At 37.7% G+C, this 15,726-nt stretch carries 18 protein-coding genes; 15 read left to right on the top strand and 3 right to left on the bottom strand.

Annotation, left to right across the window (positions count from 1 at the left end):
- Positions 1 to 9: 9 nt before the first annotated feature.
- A complete protein-coding gene (locus QL995_RS01220) occupies positions 10 to 1,701 on the bottom strand; it encodes an alkaline phosphatase D family protein (protein ID WP_290291840.1) in 1,692 nt (563 codons plus the stop codon).
- A gap of 298 nt (positions 1,702 to 1,999) precedes the next feature.
- Between QL995_RS01220 and QL995_RS01225 the strand changes: the two genes are divergently transcribed.
- The 15 genes from QL995_RS01225 (at position 2,000) to QL995_RS01295 (ending at position 13,281) form a co-directional block, all read left to right on the top strand.
- Positions 2,000 to 2,272: a hypothetical protein gene (locus tag QL995_RS01225; RefSeq protein WP_007580717.1), complete on the top strand. Its 273-nt coding sequence runs from the start codon at positions 2,000 to 2,002 to the stop codon at positions 2,270 to 2,272.
- Between the two features lie 235 nt (positions 2,273 to 2,507).
- On the top strand, positions 2,508 to 3,086 hold the full coding sequence (locus QL995_RS01230; protein WP_024591092.1) for an LON peptidase substrate-binding domain-containing protein: 579 nt from the start codon (positions 2,508 to 2,510) through the stop codon (positions 3,084 to 3,086).
- 68 nt (positions 3,087 to 3,154) lie between these two features.
- Complete coding sequence (locus tag QL995_RS01235; RefSeq protein WP_010552978.1) at positions 3,155 to 3,778, top strand: sigma-70 family RNA polymerase sigma factor; 624 nt, start codon at positions 3,155 to 3,157, stop codon at positions 3,776 to 3,778.
- On the top strand, positions 3,771 to 4,451 hold the full coding sequence (locus tag QL995_RS01240) for a ChrR family anti-sigma-E factor (protein WP_282114071.1): 681 nt from the start codon (positions 3,771 to 3,773) through the stop codon (positions 4,449 to 4,451). Before QL995_RS01235 ends, QL995_RS01240 begins: the two co-directional genes overlap by 8 nt.
- A gap of 8 nt (positions 4,452 to 4,459) precedes the next feature.
- Positions 4,460 to 5,413, top strand: a complete 954-nt coding sequence (locus QL995_RS01245; RefSeq protein ID WP_165722968.1) for a DUF523 and DUF1722 domain-containing protein — start codon at positions 4,460 to 4,462, stop codon at positions 5,411 to 5,413.
- On the top strand, positions 5,413 to 6,807 hold the full coding sequence (gene phrB, locus QL995_RS01250; RefSeq protein ID WP_290291854.1) for a deoxyribodipyrimidine photo-lyase: 1,395 nt from the start codon (positions 5,413 to 5,415) through the stop codon (positions 6,805 to 6,807). Before QL995_RS01245 ends, phrB begins: the two co-directional genes overlap by 1 nt.
- A 1-nt stretch (position 6,808) precedes the next feature.
- Positions 6,809 to 7,237, top strand: coding sequence for a nuclear transport factor 2 family protein (locus QL995_RS01255; protein ID WP_007580706.1), 429 nt, complete (start codon positions 6,809 to 6,811; stop codon positions 7,235 to 7,237).
- Between the two features lie 2 nt (positions 7,238 to 7,239).
- Positions 7,240 to 7,950, top strand: a complete 711-nt coding sequence (locus tag QL995_RS01260) for an SDR family NAD(P)-dependent oxidoreductase (RefSeq protein WP_290291859.1) — start codon at positions 7,240 to 7,242, stop codon at positions 7,948 to 7,950.
- Positions 7,947 to 9,203: an FAD-dependent oxidoreductase gene (locus QL995_RS01265; protein ID WP_290291862.1), complete on the top strand. Its 1,257-nt coding sequence runs from the start codon at positions 7,947 to 7,949 to the stop codon at positions 9,201 to 9,203. The genes QL995_RS01260 and QL995_RS01265 overlap by 4 nt, the downstream gene beginning before the upstream one ends.
- A complete protein-coding gene (locus QL995_RS01270) occupies positions 9,196 to 9,933 on the top strand; it encodes a DUF1365 domain-containing protein (protein ID WP_290291866.1) in 738 nt (245 codons plus the stop codon). The genes QL995_RS01265 and QL995_RS01270 overlap by 8 nt, the downstream gene beginning before the upstream one ends.
- Positions 9,934 to 9,970: 37 nt before the next feature.
- On the top strand, positions 9,971 to 11,233 hold the full coding sequence (locus QL995_RS01275; protein ID WP_290291868.1) for a cyclopropane-fatty-acyl-phospholipid synthase family protein: 1,263 nt from the start codon (positions 9,971 to 9,973) through the stop codon (positions 11,231 to 11,233).
- Positions 11,211 to 11,711 carry a DUF2878 domain-containing protein gene (locus QL995_RS01280; RefSeq protein WP_290291871.1) on the top strand — a complete coding sequence of 167 codons (501 nt, stop codon included), beginning with the start codon at positions 11,211 to 11,213 and terminating at the stop codon, positions 11,709 to 11,711. Before QL995_RS01275 ends, QL995_RS01280 begins: the two co-directional genes overlap by 23 nt.
- 54 nt (positions 11,712 to 11,765) lie before the next feature.
- Entirely contained in the window at positions 11,766 to 12,254 is a 489-nt protein-coding gene (locus QL995_RS01285; RefSeq protein WP_290291873.1) for a chalcone isomerase family protein, read from the top strand.
- A 1-nt stretch (position 12,255) separates the two neighbouring features.
- Positions 12,256 to 12,795 (top strand): DUF3833 domain-containing protein, encoded by a 540-nt coding sequence (locus tag QL995_RS01290; RefSeq protein WP_290291875.1) that lies wholly within the window; start codon positions 12,256 to 12,258, stop codon positions 12,793 to 12,795.
- A gap of 210 nt (positions 12,796 to 13,005) precedes the next feature.
- Positions 13,006 to 13,281: an HU family DNA-binding protein gene (locus tag QL995_RS01295; protein ID WP_002962474.1), complete on the top strand. Its 276-nt coding sequence runs from the start codon at positions 13,006 to 13,008 to the stop codon at positions 13,279 to 13,281.
- A 91-nt stretch (positions 13,282 to 13,372) separates the two neighbouring features.
- Here the strand turns inward: QL995_RS01295 and ilvN are convergent, their stop codons facing one another.
- Entirely contained in the window at positions 13,373 to 13,870 is a 498-nt protein-coding gene (ilvN, locus tag QL995_RS01300; RefSeq protein ID WP_007580691.1) for an acetolactate synthase small subunit, read from the bottom strand.
- Complete coding sequence (locus tag QL995_RS01305; protein ID WP_197139392.1) at positions 13,870 to 15,594, bottom strand: acetolactate synthase 3 large subunit; 1,725 nt, start codon at positions 15,592 to 15,594, stop codon at positions 13,870 to 13,872. The genes ilvN and QL995_RS01305 overlap by 1 nt, the downstream gene beginning before the upstream one ends.
- Positions 15,595 to 15,726: the final 132 nt, after the last annotated feature.

Consider the following 15,726-nt stretch of genomic DNA (forward strand, 5'->3'; position numbering starts at 1 on the left):
TTAAAAGTATTAGCCTTTATAAACACTTTGGTGTTGAGCAGCAATGTTGTAGCTTGGAGAGTTTATGTTATCTATATAGCGCCAATCGGTTGTGATTTGCTCTTTAGTAATAGTCAGTAACATATATCCACGGTGTGATAAGTCACAATAATTTAAGTCGTTTATTAGCAATGTAAGCGAGTCAGCCATTTGCTTTGCTTGTGCTGTATTAAGCGCTAAATAATGCTCCATACCCGGGGATGTAACACCAGGTGTTGCAAACTCTACTCCTACGCTTTCGCCTTTTGCATTTTTTAATGTGCCATGCCACGCATTGTGCGTATCACCTGCAACCACGACTAACTTTTTATTTAATGCGGTAATGCTTTTGTATAATGCTTCGCGCTCGCTTGGGTAACCATCCCACGCATCTAAATTATAAGGCATTAAAGTATTTACGCGTGCGAGTTGCTCGGGTGTTACCGCTTTATGAGCTAACACTGCTTTTTTAATGGTAACAAGCTCTTTTAACACCTGAGGTATTTTAGTGCGATCGGATTGCGAGAATATTTCAGTAGGTAGCCACATTTTAGTCATCAATACTTGCTGGCCCAATACTTGCCATTTTGCATTTGATTTAGTTATTGCACTCGCGAGCCAGTTTAGTTGTGTGTTACCTAGTAACTGCCTATTTGGATTATTTAAATCACTGACAAAGCGCGCAACATCCATTTGTTTGGTCTCTAGGTTTTTATAGTCGCTGTAAGCAAGTTGTTTATCGCGTGCTATTACGCGCGTATCTAGCATGTGCAAGCTTATTAAATTACCAAAATCGAAGGTGCGATATATTTGCGGGCTTTGTTCGCCCATAGGTGGCCTAATTGGCAGCCATTCGTAATAGGCTTGAATAGCTGCTGCGCGGCGCTTAAAAAAGTCACCTTCATCAGGGGTATGATTTTCAGCACCACTTTTATAGGTATCGTTGGTAACTTCGTGATCATCCCATATTGCGATAAAAGGCGCTGCAGCGTGAAGTGCTTGAAGGCCTTGGTCTGTTCTGTAAATAGCATAGCGCTTACGATAGTCGCTAAGGGTAATAATTTCACCGCTGTTATCGGCTGCTAATTGGCGGCCAATTTTTTCAGCATTTTCGGTAGCGTATCCGCCCATTGGGTATTCGTAAATGTAATCTCCCAAATGCAGTACTACATCTAAATCTTTTTGCTTAGCGGCATCAGTGTAGGCATTAAAGTACCCTGCAGGGTAGTTTGAGCACGACACAACAGCCATTTTTATTTGTTCAATATTTTTTATTGGTAGTGTTTTAGCACGGCCTATAGGGCTTTGTGTTTGCAAACCTATAAAACGATAAAAGTACTCTGTGTTTGGAGCAAGTTCTTGCACATCTATTTTTATTGTAAAGTCTCGGCTTTTATCTGTTTGTTCGCGCCCGCCACGAATAATGTTTTTAAATTGAGAGTCACTTGCCAACTCCCAAGCAACAGTAACTTCAAAATTTGATTGAGAAGGAGTTGCACGTGTCCAAATTATTAAAGCATGACTAAGCGGATCGCCACTCGCTACACCGTGTTTAAATTCAATAGCCGATAGAGGTTTGTTTATTAATGTTTGAGCACAACCTGTAATGGCACTCGATACTGCGACGGTAAATATGCTTGCTGCTGAGGTTTTTAAAAAATTTCGACGTGATGAAAGAGTCATACTGCACTTTTTAAATTATTTATAGTGGTGCGCATTTTAACGCGTAGATATGATGTTTTTATAAATGCTAAATGTATTTAGTGTGACGGTATTAATACCTTTAAATCCTTTTATTTATTAACTAAAAAGTAGTCAAAAAATTAAATTAAATGGTTAAATTAACGAGGGATGAATTTTTTAAATTAAAGTGATGCGTGTAAAGTTGTTTAATTACAACTGGTTAAGATTTGTTTTTATGTTGGCACAACCCTTGAGTATATAACTACGTCTAAACAATACACAAACAAGGAATACCATTATGAAACATTCAATTAAAATCGCTATGGCAAGTTTATTAGTATTAGGTTCTGCGCAAGTACACGCAACAGAGGTGGACCTAGATGTAACTGATATATTAACTCAAAGTGTAGCAAGCTATGTTAAGCAAACCACAATCGAGCTTGAAAAATCACTAAAGGAAACGCTTTATTTTGATGCTAAAACTGTTTTAGAGGGGTTATTAGATGAGCCTGTTTTAACAGATAGCACAACGCTTAAAAATACTGACACTAGTATAAAAAACGTAAAATAAATTATTTAAAGGATTAAAACGATGAGCAGTGAACTTGGATTATTTGCATTAATGTTAGCACCCGTAGTCAGTATGATTAGCGCTTATTACTCGGTTCAAGTGTTTAAAGCTATGGGAGGTTGGTTTAATCTTTAGCCAATTATATAGCTGGTAATTAATTCGATTCATACAAAGCTGATCGACTTAGCAAAAGCGCACGTAAATAAAGGCAGAGTGTTTGAAATAAGTAGACTTTATGAAACGTGCGATTTTTCCATTACCCATTTTTATGTTACCTGAAGGTTATACGCGATTACGCATATTTGAGCCTCGCTATTTAAATATGGTTAAAACCGCATTAAAAAATAATACAGGGTTTGTGCTTTGTACGTTTGAGCATGACACGCCTTTTAATATAAGCGCGCAAGGTTGCCTTGTTGATATTATTGATTTTGACCAAGACGATAACGATGTATTATTAATTGACGTATTTGCATCGCAAAATGTGCAAATTAATGATGTTTATCAAGACGAAGACGAATTACGCCATGGCTTGGTATCGCCTTGTAATACGCCGTATTGGTACAAAGATTCTAACAACCAAATTGGTGAACATTACCTACTACACGACGCGCTTAAAAACGTGTTTCAAGGTAATCCGGAACTTAATTTGTTGTACAAGAAAACTCATTTTGACAAACTTCCGTGGATTGCAGCACGTTGGCTCGAACTCCTACCTGTTTCTATTGAGAAAAAACAGCAACTTGCGTTTGAAACGAATTTTGATAACTTACTGAATTTCCTCCATACTGTGATTAATAACGAATTTGCCTAAATTTTATGATCCTAAATTAATTATTGCCCGTATTACTTAATACAAAAGCAATAACGGGATAAATTATTATGGTAAGTCAACAACAGTCACCACGTTGTGAACCTAATACAGGTAAGTACACTGCCATGCCAGAAACGCCGAGTAAAGAGCTCATGCAAGCGCTTATAGATGTTGCGCAATCACGCGATAAAAAAGCGTTTTCATATTTATTTGAATACTTTGCGCCAAAAATTAAACGCTTTGGAATTAAGCAGTTTGGTGTTGAAGCCCAAGCCATGGAGCTTGTGCAAGAGACATTAACGTCTGTTTGGCGTAAAGCACATTTGTATCATAGTGAAAAAGGCGCTGCGACTACGTGGGTTTATACCGTTATGCGTAACGCTTCGTTCGATATGCTTCGTAAAATGAAAAGTAATAAAGAAGAAAATATAAGCGAAGATATTTGGCCGTTACTAAACGACTCACAAGATACGCATCACGAATACAGTGATCATTTAGAAGATAAACAAATTAAGCGCTATTTAGACAAATTACCGATTGCTCAACGCGAAGTGGTAAGAGGCGTTTACTTTCAAGATATGTCGCAAGAGCAACTTGCACATCAACTTAATATTCCAGTAGGCACGGTAAAATCACGGTTACGTTTGGCCTTGCAAAAATTACGTAATGAAATGGGAGATCAGCATGATTAAACATCACCCGAGTGAAACTTTACTGACACAGTATTGCGATGCATCACTTGCTACATCATTGAGTTTAGCCGTTTCTATTCACGTAGACATGTGCCCTGTGTGCCAAGCTAAAGTAGCTAAAATTGAAGCTAGTAATGCAAATGCATTATTTAGTGAAGAGCCTGTTCAATTTGAGAAACCTCAAACTGAGAAATCTGATTTACTTGAAGAATTTGAATTAAACGTACTTGATATGATCATGTCTGATGATTCTATCGATGAAGTTTACGAAGTAGAGCCTGTCTCTATTAAAGTGAATGAGCATAACTATCAGCTTCCACGTGCTTTAACACGTATTTCTCATAGCAAATTTACACAAGTTGGTAAGCTGGCACGATCTCGCGTTTCGCTTGATGATGGTGCGCTGCGTTCTAGCTTGCTACATATTGATGCTGGTGGCGAAATTCCTGAGCATACACATACCGGATTTGAAGTTACTTTACTACTAGACGGTGAGTTTAGTGATGAAGATGGTAATTACGTACCAGGCGACTTTATTTGGCAAGATGGTAGTCATCAACATACACCTTTAACGAAAGATGGATGTTTATGCTTTACAGTTGTCAGTAGTGCGCTACATTTTAATAAGGGCTTCAGCAAGTTACTAAATCCAATAGGTAATTTGATTTACTAAGAGAATATATGCACACAGATATAATAAAAATAGGTATAAGCGCCTGCTTAGCAGGCGAAAAAGTTAGATTTGACACAGGACATAAAAAGTCAAATTTTTGTATGGATGAGCTAGGTAAACACGTTGAATATACACGGTTTTGTCCGGAAGTAGCTGTTGGTTTACCGATACCTCGTCCAACTATTCGCCAAGTTAAAGTGGGTGATACTATTAAAGTATGCCGCCCAGATGGCACCGGCGAAGTAGGCCAACAACTTACTGAATATGGTAAAAAAGTTGCAACTGAACAAGCTAAAGAATTAAGCGGATTTGTATTTTGTGCAAAAAGCCCAAGCTGCGGCATGGAGCGCATTAAAATATACAATGAAGCAGGAACAGGTAATACCTCTGAAGGCGTTGGTTTTTTTGCTGAGCAAATAATGAAGCACAACCCATTATTGCCATGTGAAGAAAACGGACGTTTAAACGACATGCATTTACGTGAAAACTTTGTAATGAGAATTTACGTATTTAAAAACTGGCAAAAATTAGTACAAGAGCCGCTTACGGTTCATAAGCTTACTCAATTTCACTCTCAGTATAAGTACTTGTTGATGGCTCATAACTATCAAGCTTATCGTGATTTGGGGAACCTGCTGGGGACTTATGTAGGCGACGATATAAATGCAGTTGCTGATGAATATATTTTAGGTTTGATGACGGGTCTTAAAAAGCCAGCTTCTCGCAGAAATAATTGCAACACGCTAATGCATTTACAAGGTTACTTTAAAAATGATTTATCGAAGGTTGAAAAACAAGAACTTCGTGATGCGATAGATGAATACCGCGAAGGTTTGGTGCCATTGTATGTACCACTTACCTTGTTAAAACATCATTTGAAGGTTCACCCAAATGAGTACCTTGAAAAACAAGTGTTTTTTAACCCTTACCCTCACGATTTAAAACTACGATTTGGTATTTAATGGATACATTATTTTGGTTTAGGCGCGATTTGCGCCTTTTTTCTAACGAAGCGTTAATTCAAGCGCTAAATAATGGCGCTAAACACGCCATTTTTTTTGTGTATGAAAAACAGTGGCAACAGCACCAAACTGCGCCTATTCAGATTGACTTACTCAAGCGCCGAGTTACTTATCTTCAATCTCAGCTTGCTGATTACGGCATTACTTTACATGTTATTGAAGCGCCAAGCTTTTGTGATTGTACGCGTGAGCTTATTGATTTTTGTAAATCAAACGATGTAAAACACGTAATTGCTAATACAGAATATGAGCTTAATGAAGTAAACCGCGATAAAGCAATTTTGCACGAATGCGATGAGCTTTCAATTACTTTTACTTTGTACGAAGGTGATTTAATTGCACCTGTCGGAACGGTTAAAAATCAAAGTAATGAAATGTATAAAGTGTTTACTCCATTTAAACGAGCATGGTTAAAGCAGTATCAAGATACACACTTTAGTTTGCCTCAATGGCCTTTACCTACTGATCCAATAAAATTTGATGAAAGCGACTTACTAAAAAGTGATGGATGCTCAGATAAGTGGCCGGTTGACGACGAAACACTAGCAACCGTAGTCGATAACTTTATATGTGACAAACTAACAAGCTACGACGATCAGCGTGATATACCCAGCGTAAAAGGCACATCAGGTTTAAGCCCGTATTTAGCACTTGGTATTGTAAGCACAAAACAGCTGCTTATTAATATTCAGCAGCGTTATCCTGATATTTTAACTACATCAAAAAGTAAAACGTTTACGTGGATTAACGAGCTCGTTTGGCGCGAATTTTACAGGCATTTAATTGCTGAATTTCCGAAGCTTTCGCGCGGTGATAACTTTAACGAAAAGTACAACGCCGTAGTGTGGCGTAAAAGCGAAAATGAATTTACAGCATGGTGTGAAGGGCGTACAGGTTACCCGTTAGTGGATGCTGCAATGCTACAACTAAAGCAAACCGGTTGGATGCACAATCGTTTACGTATGGTTGTTGCGAGCTTTTTAACTAAGCATTTATTAATAGACTGGCGCGAAGGTGAGCGCTTTTTTATGCAGCACCTAATTGATGGCGATTTAGCCTCAAATAATGGTGGTTGGCAGTGGGCTGCAAGTACCGGGTGTGATGCTCAGCCTTACTTTAGAGTTTTTAACCCTATCAGACAAAGCGAGCGCTTTGATCCAACTGGCAAGTTTATCCGTAAGTATTTGCCAGAGCTTGAAAACGTGCCAGATAAACACATTCATTTTCCACACACTTATTTAGCCGCAATAGGTAAAGATAAGGAATGTTACTGGCCAGCAATAGTTGATCATAAAGCGGCACGAGAACGTGCACTTGCTGCATTTAAGGTGTGATATGGATAACCAGTTACCAGTAGATAAATTTGTTGAAATATACCAACAGCTTGATAGCACCAATCTTGATTTATTGAGTGATATTTACTGTGACAACATACAGTTTATAGACCCAATGCACGAAATTAATGGCATTGTAGAATTGCGCAGGTACTTTGCTAACTTATACAGCAATGTTAAGCATTGTCAGTTTGATATTAGCGATTCGTTTAATAGCGGCAACAATGCTTTTATCTATTGGACTATGCACTATGCACATCCAAAGCTTTCATCAGGTAAAACTATTTCGGTAGAAGGTCATAGCAAGCTTATTTTTGAAAATGGCAAAATTATCAAGCACAGAGACTACTTTAATGTGGGCGAGTTGCTGTACAAACATATTCCTTTACTTGGTAGTGTTATAAAGCTAATTGATAAAAGGGCAGGTTAATTATGATCACACTTATAACGGGTGCTACTTCTGGTATTGGTGAGCAGTTAGCAATTAAATATGCACAGATGGGAGACACTGTTATAGCTTGTGGCCGTAATAGTGAAAAGCTCGCTGAGCTTGCTAAATACGACAATATTCAAGCATGTAAATTTGATGCAACTAATCTACAAGACATTAAAGAGTCTACTATTGGCTTTCCTCATTTTGACCGTGTTATTTTAAACGCGGGTAACTGTGAATACATAGATGACGCACGAAACTTTGATAGTGCATTGTTTGAACGTGTAATAAACGTAAATTTACTCTCTATGGGGTATTGCCTTGAGGCGCTACTTCCTAAAATAAATTCAGGTGGTCAGCTTGTTTTGGTCAGCTCAAGTGTTACCTATCTTGCGCTACCTCGTTCAGAAGCTTATGGTGCATCAAAAGCGGGTGTAAGTTACTTAGCAAAAAGCTTAGCTGTTGATTTAGATGATGTTGATGTGACTTTAGTTCACCCTGGCTTTGTGAAAACTCCGCTTACTAATAAAAATGATTTCCCGATGCCTATGGCTGTTACCGCTGAAAAAGCCGCAGACTATATGATTAAGGGAATACATAATCGCCGAAAAGATGTTCACTTTCCGTACCGTTTTACACTTATATTAAAAGCATTACGTATTTTACCACTCCCAATTTGGCTTAAAATCGCAAAAGGATTAGCCCGTTGAAAAAAATAGCAATAATAGGAACTGGTGTATCTGGTTTAACATGTGGGCATTTGCTTCATAAACATTACGATGTAACCGTATTTGAAAAAAATGATTATATAGGTGGCCACACTGCAACGGTTGATGTTGATGTATGCGGCATAAAATACGCAATAGATACTGGCTTTATTGTATTTAATGACAGAACTTACCCATACTTTGAAAAGTTACTATCGCGTATTGGTGTAGATAAACAAACAACGCAAATGAGCTTTAGTGTTCATAACGAAGCCACTGGCTTTGAATACAATGGCCATACGTTTACAAGCCTGTTTGCACAGCGTCGTAATATTTTTAGACCTAAGTTTTGGCGATTATTGTACGACATTGTTAGGTTTAACAAACTGTGTAAAGCACTACATGAAAAAGATGATTACCAGTCTGATCAATCATTAGGGCAATTGCTTAGTGACAATCACTTTAATGACTTTTTTAAATACCATTATATTCTTCCGATGGGCGCAGCTATTTGGTCTACCAGTATTAAAGAAATGGAAAATGTAGGCGTTGAATTTTTTGTTAAGTTCTTCTTTAATCACGGCCTTTTAGATGTAACAAACAGACCACAGTGGTATGTAGTACCAGGTGGCTCTCGTCAGTATATTAAGCCGTTGATCAGAGGCTTTGCTGATAAAATTAAACTTAATACAGATATTAAATCTGTTACGCGTCAAAATGATGAAGTAACAATAGAGTTTGCCAATGGTGAATTAAGTAAGTTTGATAAAGTAATATTTGCTTGTCATTCAGATCAGGCGGTTGCACTACTTGGTGATGCGACTGAGCAAGAAAAGTCAGTATTGGGTGCAATAGCTTACACTGAGAATTCAGTTGTGCTGCACACCGATACAAATCTTTTACCAGATAGAAAAGCGGCATGGGCAAGTTGGAACTACCTACTTAATAACAACACTGATAAAGCAGCTGTTGTTACTTACCAAATGAATATTTTGCAAGGTATACAATCGGATACACAGTTTTGTGTAACGCTTAATCACCTTGAAGGAATAAGCCAAAGTAAAATTTTGCGCGAGTTTACTTATCATCACCCTGTATTTAACCAAGAGTCAATTGCTGCTCAAAAGCTTAAACACAGTATTGATGGACAAAACAATAGTTATTTTTGTGGTGCTTATTGGTACAATGGTTTTCATGAAGATGGCGTACACAGTGGTGTAGATGTAGCCAAGCAACTTGGGGTCGAATTTGACTAGTGCAGTGTATTTAGGCGATGTAAAACATCGCCGTTTTGCTGTTAAAGAACATCGCTTTAGTTACCCTTTGTATATGATGTGGGTAGATTTAAATAATCCTCAACAACTAAATGGTGTGCATAAGCACATAGGTACGTCAGGCTTAAAAGCGTTAAAATTTAATGAAGCTGATTATCTTAAAGACACTTCACAACTTGCTAAACGACCTCTTATTGAGCGTGCGCATGATCAACTTGCCAATTTAGGTATTACTGAAACCTTTACTCATATTTACATGCTAGGGCAGCTTCGTTGTTTTGGTGTGTATTTTAGTCCTGTTAATTTTTACTTTTTTGGCCACAACGACACCCGTTTTAAGTACATGATTGCTGAAGTGAGTAATACACCATGGAACGAACGTCATTATTATTTAGTCCCTTTAGAAAAAAAAGTGAACTTTAAGAAGGTTTTTTCCGTATCACCTTTTATGAATCTGGATATGAACTATCATTGGCATGTTAAACAATCGCCTGATAAAACATTGATACACATTGAAAATAAGCGAAATGAAGAGTTATTATTTGATGCAACACTTCGCTTGAAACGTAAAGAACTCACTAACGAAGAGATTAATAAGTTGTTTAAACGTTTTCCGGCCATGACATGGTCTATTTTCAAAGGTATTTATTATCAAGCATTAAAGTTGTTTTTAAAGCGAGTGCCTTTTTTAGGTCACTCAGGTAAGCCATAAAGCACATAGGTAGTCAGGACAATTAATAGGTATTTTAATGGATAAAGTGTCGAGCTTAAATTGCGAACAAAGCACTAATTGGTTAACTAATATATATAAAAAATTAGTGACTAAAGCCTTTTCGTCAATTGAAACAGGTCAAGTTGTTTTAATTGAAGGAAATGAGCGTACAGTTTTTGGTGATGTATCGTCTGCGTTAAAAGCAACAGTAACAGTTAATGATAAAGCTATGTATAAAGCGTTTGCGTTATCTGGGAGTGTTGGCGCTGGCGAAGCGTATATTTTGGGGCATTGGTCTTGTGACAACTTAACTTCATTCATCGAGATATTTGCTATAAACGAAAAGCAACTTGATGAGTTTGAAAAAAAATTCGCATTTTTTAGTAATATCGCACACCGATTTAATCACATAAAAAACAAAAATTCAGAATCGGGTTCTAAGAAAAATATTGTTGCTCATTACGACTTAGGTAATGATTTGTACGAATCATTTTTAAGTAAAGAAATGCTTTACTCAAGTGCTGTATATCCTACAAAAGAAGCGACACTTGAAGAGGCTCAACAATACAAGCTTAAACGCATTTGTGAGCAAGTTGAGCTTCAAAAAAATGATTCAGTAATCGAAATTGGTACAGGGTGGGGGGCATTTGCTATATATGCAGCCACACATTACGATTGCCATGTAACAACAACAACCATATCTGATGAGCAACATGATTATGTAGCTAACAAGATTGTTGAGCTTGGTCTTGAAAGTAAAATAACATTACTTAAGCTCGACTACAGACTACTAAAAGGTAAATACGACAAGCTTGTTTCTATTGAAATGATAGAAGCAGTGGGTCATGATTATTTGCCGAGCTTTTTCACTCAGTGTGGTGAGCTCCTAAAAGACGATGGCGCCATGCTTATTCAAGCAATTACTATTGGCGATCAGCGTTATAAGCATTATTTAAAAAACTCTGACTTTATCCAGCAGTATATTTTTCCGGGCGGATGTTTGCCATCGCTTAACGAAATGAGTGAGCAGATTAAAAATAATACCGATATGGTTATTCATACTGTTAATGATATTGGTGCTCATTACGCAAGAACATTAGCAGATTGGCGAACTCGTTTTATAAAAAGCTGGCCTGATTTAGACCGCTCTAAATTTGATGAACGCTTTTATCGTTTATGGTTATTTTATTTTGCTTATTGTGAAGGTGCGTTTAGAGCCAGAGCAACAAGTACGATACATTTAATGGCGCGTAAACCTCGTTTTACTAGTGATAACGATGATATTGCGCTCGGTTATTAATTTTGTTTTATTTCAAGCAGTGTGGTTTTTATCACTGCTGCTTGAAGCCAATTCGCTACTTTTTAGTGGCTTGATTATTGTTTTAATGTTTTGTTTGTCAAAGCAGAAAAAACAAGACTCCTTACTATTAATTAAAGCCCTACCTTTAGCACTATTGTTAGAATTTATAGCGGTAAAGTTAGGCTTGTTAGAATTTAAAGTTTATCCCTTCCCTCTATGGCTCGTGTTTTTATGGGCTGCATTACTACTTTCTTTAAATACCTCAATGGTTTTTTTGAGTAAATTAAAGCTTTGGCAGGCCTTTTTGGTATGTATGGCATTTGCGCCAGCAAGTTATTGGGCTGGAGCGCGCTTTGAAGTAATAAGTTTAGGTTTACCTTTATGGCAATTCTGGCTCGTTTACGGGGCGCTTTGGTCTACAGTGTTTACTGTTATTCTTTTCATAAACCAAAAAATCAAGTTATTCATCAATCGCTGATCTTCCACAATTTCTATTTCGTAACATTACCCATTGACTCAAAGGGAGCTTATTTTGAAATTTTTACTAAAGGCAGTTACTTTTTATTTGCTTACAACTTCAATTGTTTTAGCTAACACACAATTTAATAAAGTAGGCGAAGCACGAATGGAGTATTTATTTTGGGATGTATATGACGCTGTGCTATTTACCCCTTCAGGTAATTACAGCGCAGGAGCACATCCTGTTAAGTTTAAGCTTACCTATTTACGTGACTTTGACGCTAAAGAAATAGTAAAAGCAACAAATGAGCAGTGGCAACATCTTGGAAAAACAGGGCTGGCAGATAAATACGACAGTAAATTGTTGTCTATTTGGCCTGATATAAAAAAGGGTGACTCACTAACATTAGTGACAAATGAGCAAGGTATGAGCACTTTTTATCATAATGATGAAAAAATGGGTGAAATTGATGAACCTCAATTTTCGAATGATTTTTTAGCTATTTGGCTTGATAAAAAAACCTCTGAGCCAAAATTACGAAAGCAATTATTAGGGAATTAATATGAACATATTAAACACGTTAAAAGCAGCTGTTATGAGCCTCTCGGCTCTACTTTTAATTAGCTGTTCGGCACCAAATGTTGAACATTATAAAAATACATCGCCAAATTTCGACTTTAAAACGTTTTTTAGCGGAAATTTGAAAGCCTATGGTGTTGTACAAGACTTTAAAGGCGAATTGACCCGAAAGCTTATCGTAGATATGAATGCGACTTGGGACGGTAACCAGGGCGTTATTGAAGAAGACTTTATTTATGATGATGGCGAAACCCAAAAGCGAATCTGGAAAATAACGTTAAATGAAGACAATAGTTTAACGGGGACAGCAGCTGATGTTATAGGTACAGCAAAAGGCAAAAGTGACGGCAGCGTATTTCATTGGAATTATGATGTAGAGCTTCCATACGATGGCAGTACTTTAGAAGTGAATTTTGACGATTGGATGTACCTGGTTACACAATCGCGCTTGATAAACCGCACATCTATTGTTAAGTTTGGAGTCGAGGTCGGGGAAGTGACCTTAGTTATCGAAAAAATATAGCTTATTTACCCAGTTGCTTAACTTGCGCCAAAATTGTACTCAAATTAAGTCTTTGTTAACCCAACACGCTGTATTCTACCGAGAATTATTTAAATTTTACTCATTTTTTAAGAATTTAAGCAAAAAATGCAATTTGCTGTTGCTAACTCTTTAAAAATGCATAAAGATAGGTTTTGCGAAGGCAAAATAATAACGAATAGGAATCTAACAATGAATAAAGCTCAATTAGTTGAAAAAATTGCTACTGATGCAGAAATCTCTAAAGCCGCTGCTACTCGTGCTCTTGACGCGTTTACAGGTGCTGTAACTTCTTCTTTAAAAGAAGGTGATTCAGTAGCATTAGTTGGTTTTGGTACTTTCTCAGTAAAAGAACGTGCAGCTCGCACTGGCCGTAACCCACAAACGGGTGCTGAGATCCAAATCGCAGCGGCAACTATCCCAAGCTTTAAAGCAGGTAAAGGTCTTAAAGACCAAGTAAACCCTTAATAGGTTTAACGAATTAAATAAAAAAAGAGCTATTTAGCTCTTTTTTTTTATGTTTAATAAAGACATCAACTGATGCCTTTATATTATAAATTTATGCTTTTAAGGCTTTATCGCCTCGGCCAATGCCAACAGCACCAGAACGTACAACTTCAATAATATCGGTTTCATGACGAAGTGTGTCTAAAAACGATTCTATTTTGTCTGTACTACTCACTAGTTGCAGGCTATAGCTTTGTCGGCCCATATCTAAAATAACACCCTGAAACACATCAACTACGCGGGTAACCGCTGCACGTGTCGTCTCGTCTTGAGCAAATACCTTAACAAGCAATAACTCTCGCTCAATGTGACTCATTTCTGTTAAATCGATAATTTTAAGCACGTCGACTAATTTGTTAACTTGCTTTGTGATCTGCTCAACCACTCTGTCATCACCCATGGTGGTAATGGTAATACGTGATAACGACTGATCATCAGTTGTGCCAACAGTTAGGCTGTCAATGTTGTATGCACGTTGTGAAAAAAGCCCAACAATACGTGACAGTGCACCTGGTTCGTTTTCCAATAGAATAGATAAAATACGACGCATTATGCTTTTACTCCTTTACGTAACCACATCTCATCAATGCCACCTAACTTGATTTGCATTGGGTATACATGTTCTTTCTCGTCTACAAGAATATCTAAAAAGACTAAACGATCGTTTATGCTCATAGCTTTATCGATAGCAGGTTGTAACTCATCAAGTGTGTTTACTTGTATGCCTACATGCCCGTAGCTTTCAACTAACTTAACAAAATCAGGCAGTGAGTCCATGTAAGATGATGAATGACGACCGCCGTAAACCATATCTTGCCATTGGCGTACCATACCTAAAGAGCGGTTATTAAGTGATACAACTTTTACAGCTAGGTTGTACTGCAAGCAGGTAGATAGCTCTTGAATATTCATTTGAATAGAGCCATCACCCGTAATACATACAGATTCTTTATCAGGAAAGGCTAATTTTACGCCCATAGCAGCAGGTAAGCCAAAGCCCATAGTGCCTAGGCCGCCTGAATTTATCCACTGACGAGGATGCTTAAATGGGTAATATTGCGCTGCAAACATTTGGTGCTGACCAACGTCAGAACTTACGTAAGCATCGCCATTAGTGGCTTTATAAACAGCTTCAATTACGGCTTGTGGCTTAATTTTGTCGCCATCTGTGTTGTAGCTTAAACATTTTTGTTCACGCCAGCTGATAATTTGGCGCCACCAATCTTCTTGCGCGCTGCGATCTATTTTAATTGGGCTTTTATCAATACCCGTTTGTAGTTGTTCAAGTACGGTTGCTAAACAACCTACAACTGGTATATGCGCTTTGATTGTTTTTGAAATTGAAGTTGGATCTACATCTACATGTACAATTGTGGCATTTGGACAAAACTTTTTAACGTTATTAGTTACCCTGTCATCAAAACGAGCACCAAGCGCTAAAATCACATCGGCGTTTGCCATTGCTTTGTTGGCCTCAAGCGTACCGTGCATGCCTAGCATACCTACAAAGTTTGGATGTACACCTGATATACCGCCAAGGCCCATTAGTGTATTGGTAATGGGTGCATTCAACGATTCAACTAAATGCGTTAATTGCTCTGACGTATTTGAAATAACAATACCACCGCCAGAATAGATAACCAGTTTTTTGGCCTCTAGAATAGTTGTTACCGCTTTACGAATTTGTTTTGAATGCCCTTTAGTATTAGGGCTGTATGTTCTTAGCTCTGTTGTTTTAGGAAATTCGTATTCAAACTTTATAGCAGGGTTAAGCATATCTTTAGGAAGCTCAACTACAACAGGTCCAGGACGACCTGTACTGGCTATATAAAAGGCTTTAGCTAAGATTGTTGGGATTTCTTTAGCACTTCTACAGTTAAAGCTGTGTTTAACTATAGGGCGAGAACAGCCAACAATATCAGTTTCTTGGAATGCATCGTCACCAATTAAACTTGTAGGCACTTGGCCTGACAATACAACCATAGGAATTGAATCCATGTAGGCTGTTGCAATACCCGTTATACAGTTTGTAGCGCCAGGGCCTGAGGTTGCAAGTACAACACCAACGTCTCCAGTAGCACGAGCATAACCATCAGCCATATGTGTGGCAGCTTGTTCATGACGTACTAATATATGCTCAATATCATCTTGCTGAAAAAGTGCATCATATAAGTCTAAAACCGAACCACCGGGGTAGCCAAATATGTATTTTACCTTTAACTCTTTTAATGCCTGAACTACTAGTTCAGAGCCATTATATTCTTGTTTGCTCATCCTCATTCCTCTGTGCGCTTTTTTTATGCATAAAAAAACCCCCGCGTAGTGCGAGGGTTTTTAAAAAGCAGTATCACCTTTTAATACATCCCCGCTGGGCTTATAACTAAGACCAGTACGAGTACGACTAAA

Origin of the sequence: Pseudoalteromonas sp. APC 3358 (genome assembly GCF_030408075.1) — a bacterium.
GTDB classification, from domain to species: Bacteria; Pseudomonadota; Gammaproteobacteria; order Enterobacterales; family Alteromonadaceae; genus Pseudoalteromonas; species Pseudoalteromonas arctica.

Excerpts from the sequence above, each read along its gene's own strand:
- QL995_RS01220 (WP_290291840.1), bottom strand. The coding sequence starts at position 1,701 with ATGACTCTTTCATCACGTCGAAATTTTTTAAAAACCTCAGCAGCAAGC.
- QL995_RS01225 (WP_007580717.1), top strand. The coding sequence starts at position 2,000 with ATGAAACATTCAATTAAAATCGCTATGGCAAGTTTATTAGTATTAGGT.
- QL995_RS01230 (WP_024591092.1), top strand. The coding sequence starts at position 2,508 with ATGAAACGTGCGATTTTTCCATTACCCATTTTTATGTTACCTGAAGGT.
- QL995_RS01235 (WP_010552978.1), top strand. The coding sequence starts at position 3,155 with ATGGTAAGTCAACAACAGTCACCACGTTGTGAACCTAATACAGGTAAG.
- QL995_RS01240 (WP_282114071.1), top strand. The coding sequence starts at position 3,771 with ATGATTAAACATCACCCGAGTGAAACTTTACTGACACAGTATTGCGAT.
- QL995_RS01245 (WP_165722968.1), top strand. The coding sequence starts at position 4,460 with ATGCACACAGATATAATAAAAATAGGTATAAGCGCCTGCTTAGCAGGC.
- phrB (WP_290291854.1), top strand. The coding sequence starts at position 5,413 with ATGGATACATTATTTTGGTTTAGGCGCGATTTGCGCCTTTTTTCTAAC.
- QL995_RS01255 (WP_007580706.1), top strand. The coding sequence starts at position 6,809 with ATGGATAACCAGTTACCAGTAGATAAATTTGTTGAAATATACCAACAG.
- QL995_RS01260 (WP_290291859.1), top strand. The coding sequence starts at position 7,240 with ATGATCACACTTATAACGGGTGCTACTTCTGGTATTGGTGAGCAGTTA.
- QL995_RS01275 (WP_290291868.1), top strand. The coding sequence starts at position 9,971 with ATGGATAAAGTGTCGAGCTTAAATTGCGAACAAAGCACTAATTGGTTA.
- QL995_RS01280 (WP_290291871.1), top strand. The coding sequence starts at position 11,211 with ATGATATTGCGCTCGGTTATTAATTTTGTTTTATTTCAAGCAGTGTGG.
- QL995_RS01290 (WP_290291875.1), top strand. The coding sequence starts at position 12,256 with ATGAACATATTAAACACGTTAAAAGCAGCTGTTATGAGCCTCTCGGCT.
- QL995_RS01295 (WP_002962474.1), top strand. The coding sequence starts at position 13,006 with ATGAATAAAGCTCAATTAGTTGAAAAAATTGCTACTGATGCAGAAATC.
- ilvN (WP_007580691.1), bottom strand. The coding sequence starts at position 13,870 with ATGCGTCGTATTTTATCTATTCTATTGGAAAACGAACCAGGTGCACTG.
- QL995_RS01305 (WP_197139392.1), bottom strand. The coding sequence starts at position 15,594 with ATGAGCAAACAAGAATATAATGGCTCTGAACTAGTAGTTCAGGCATTA.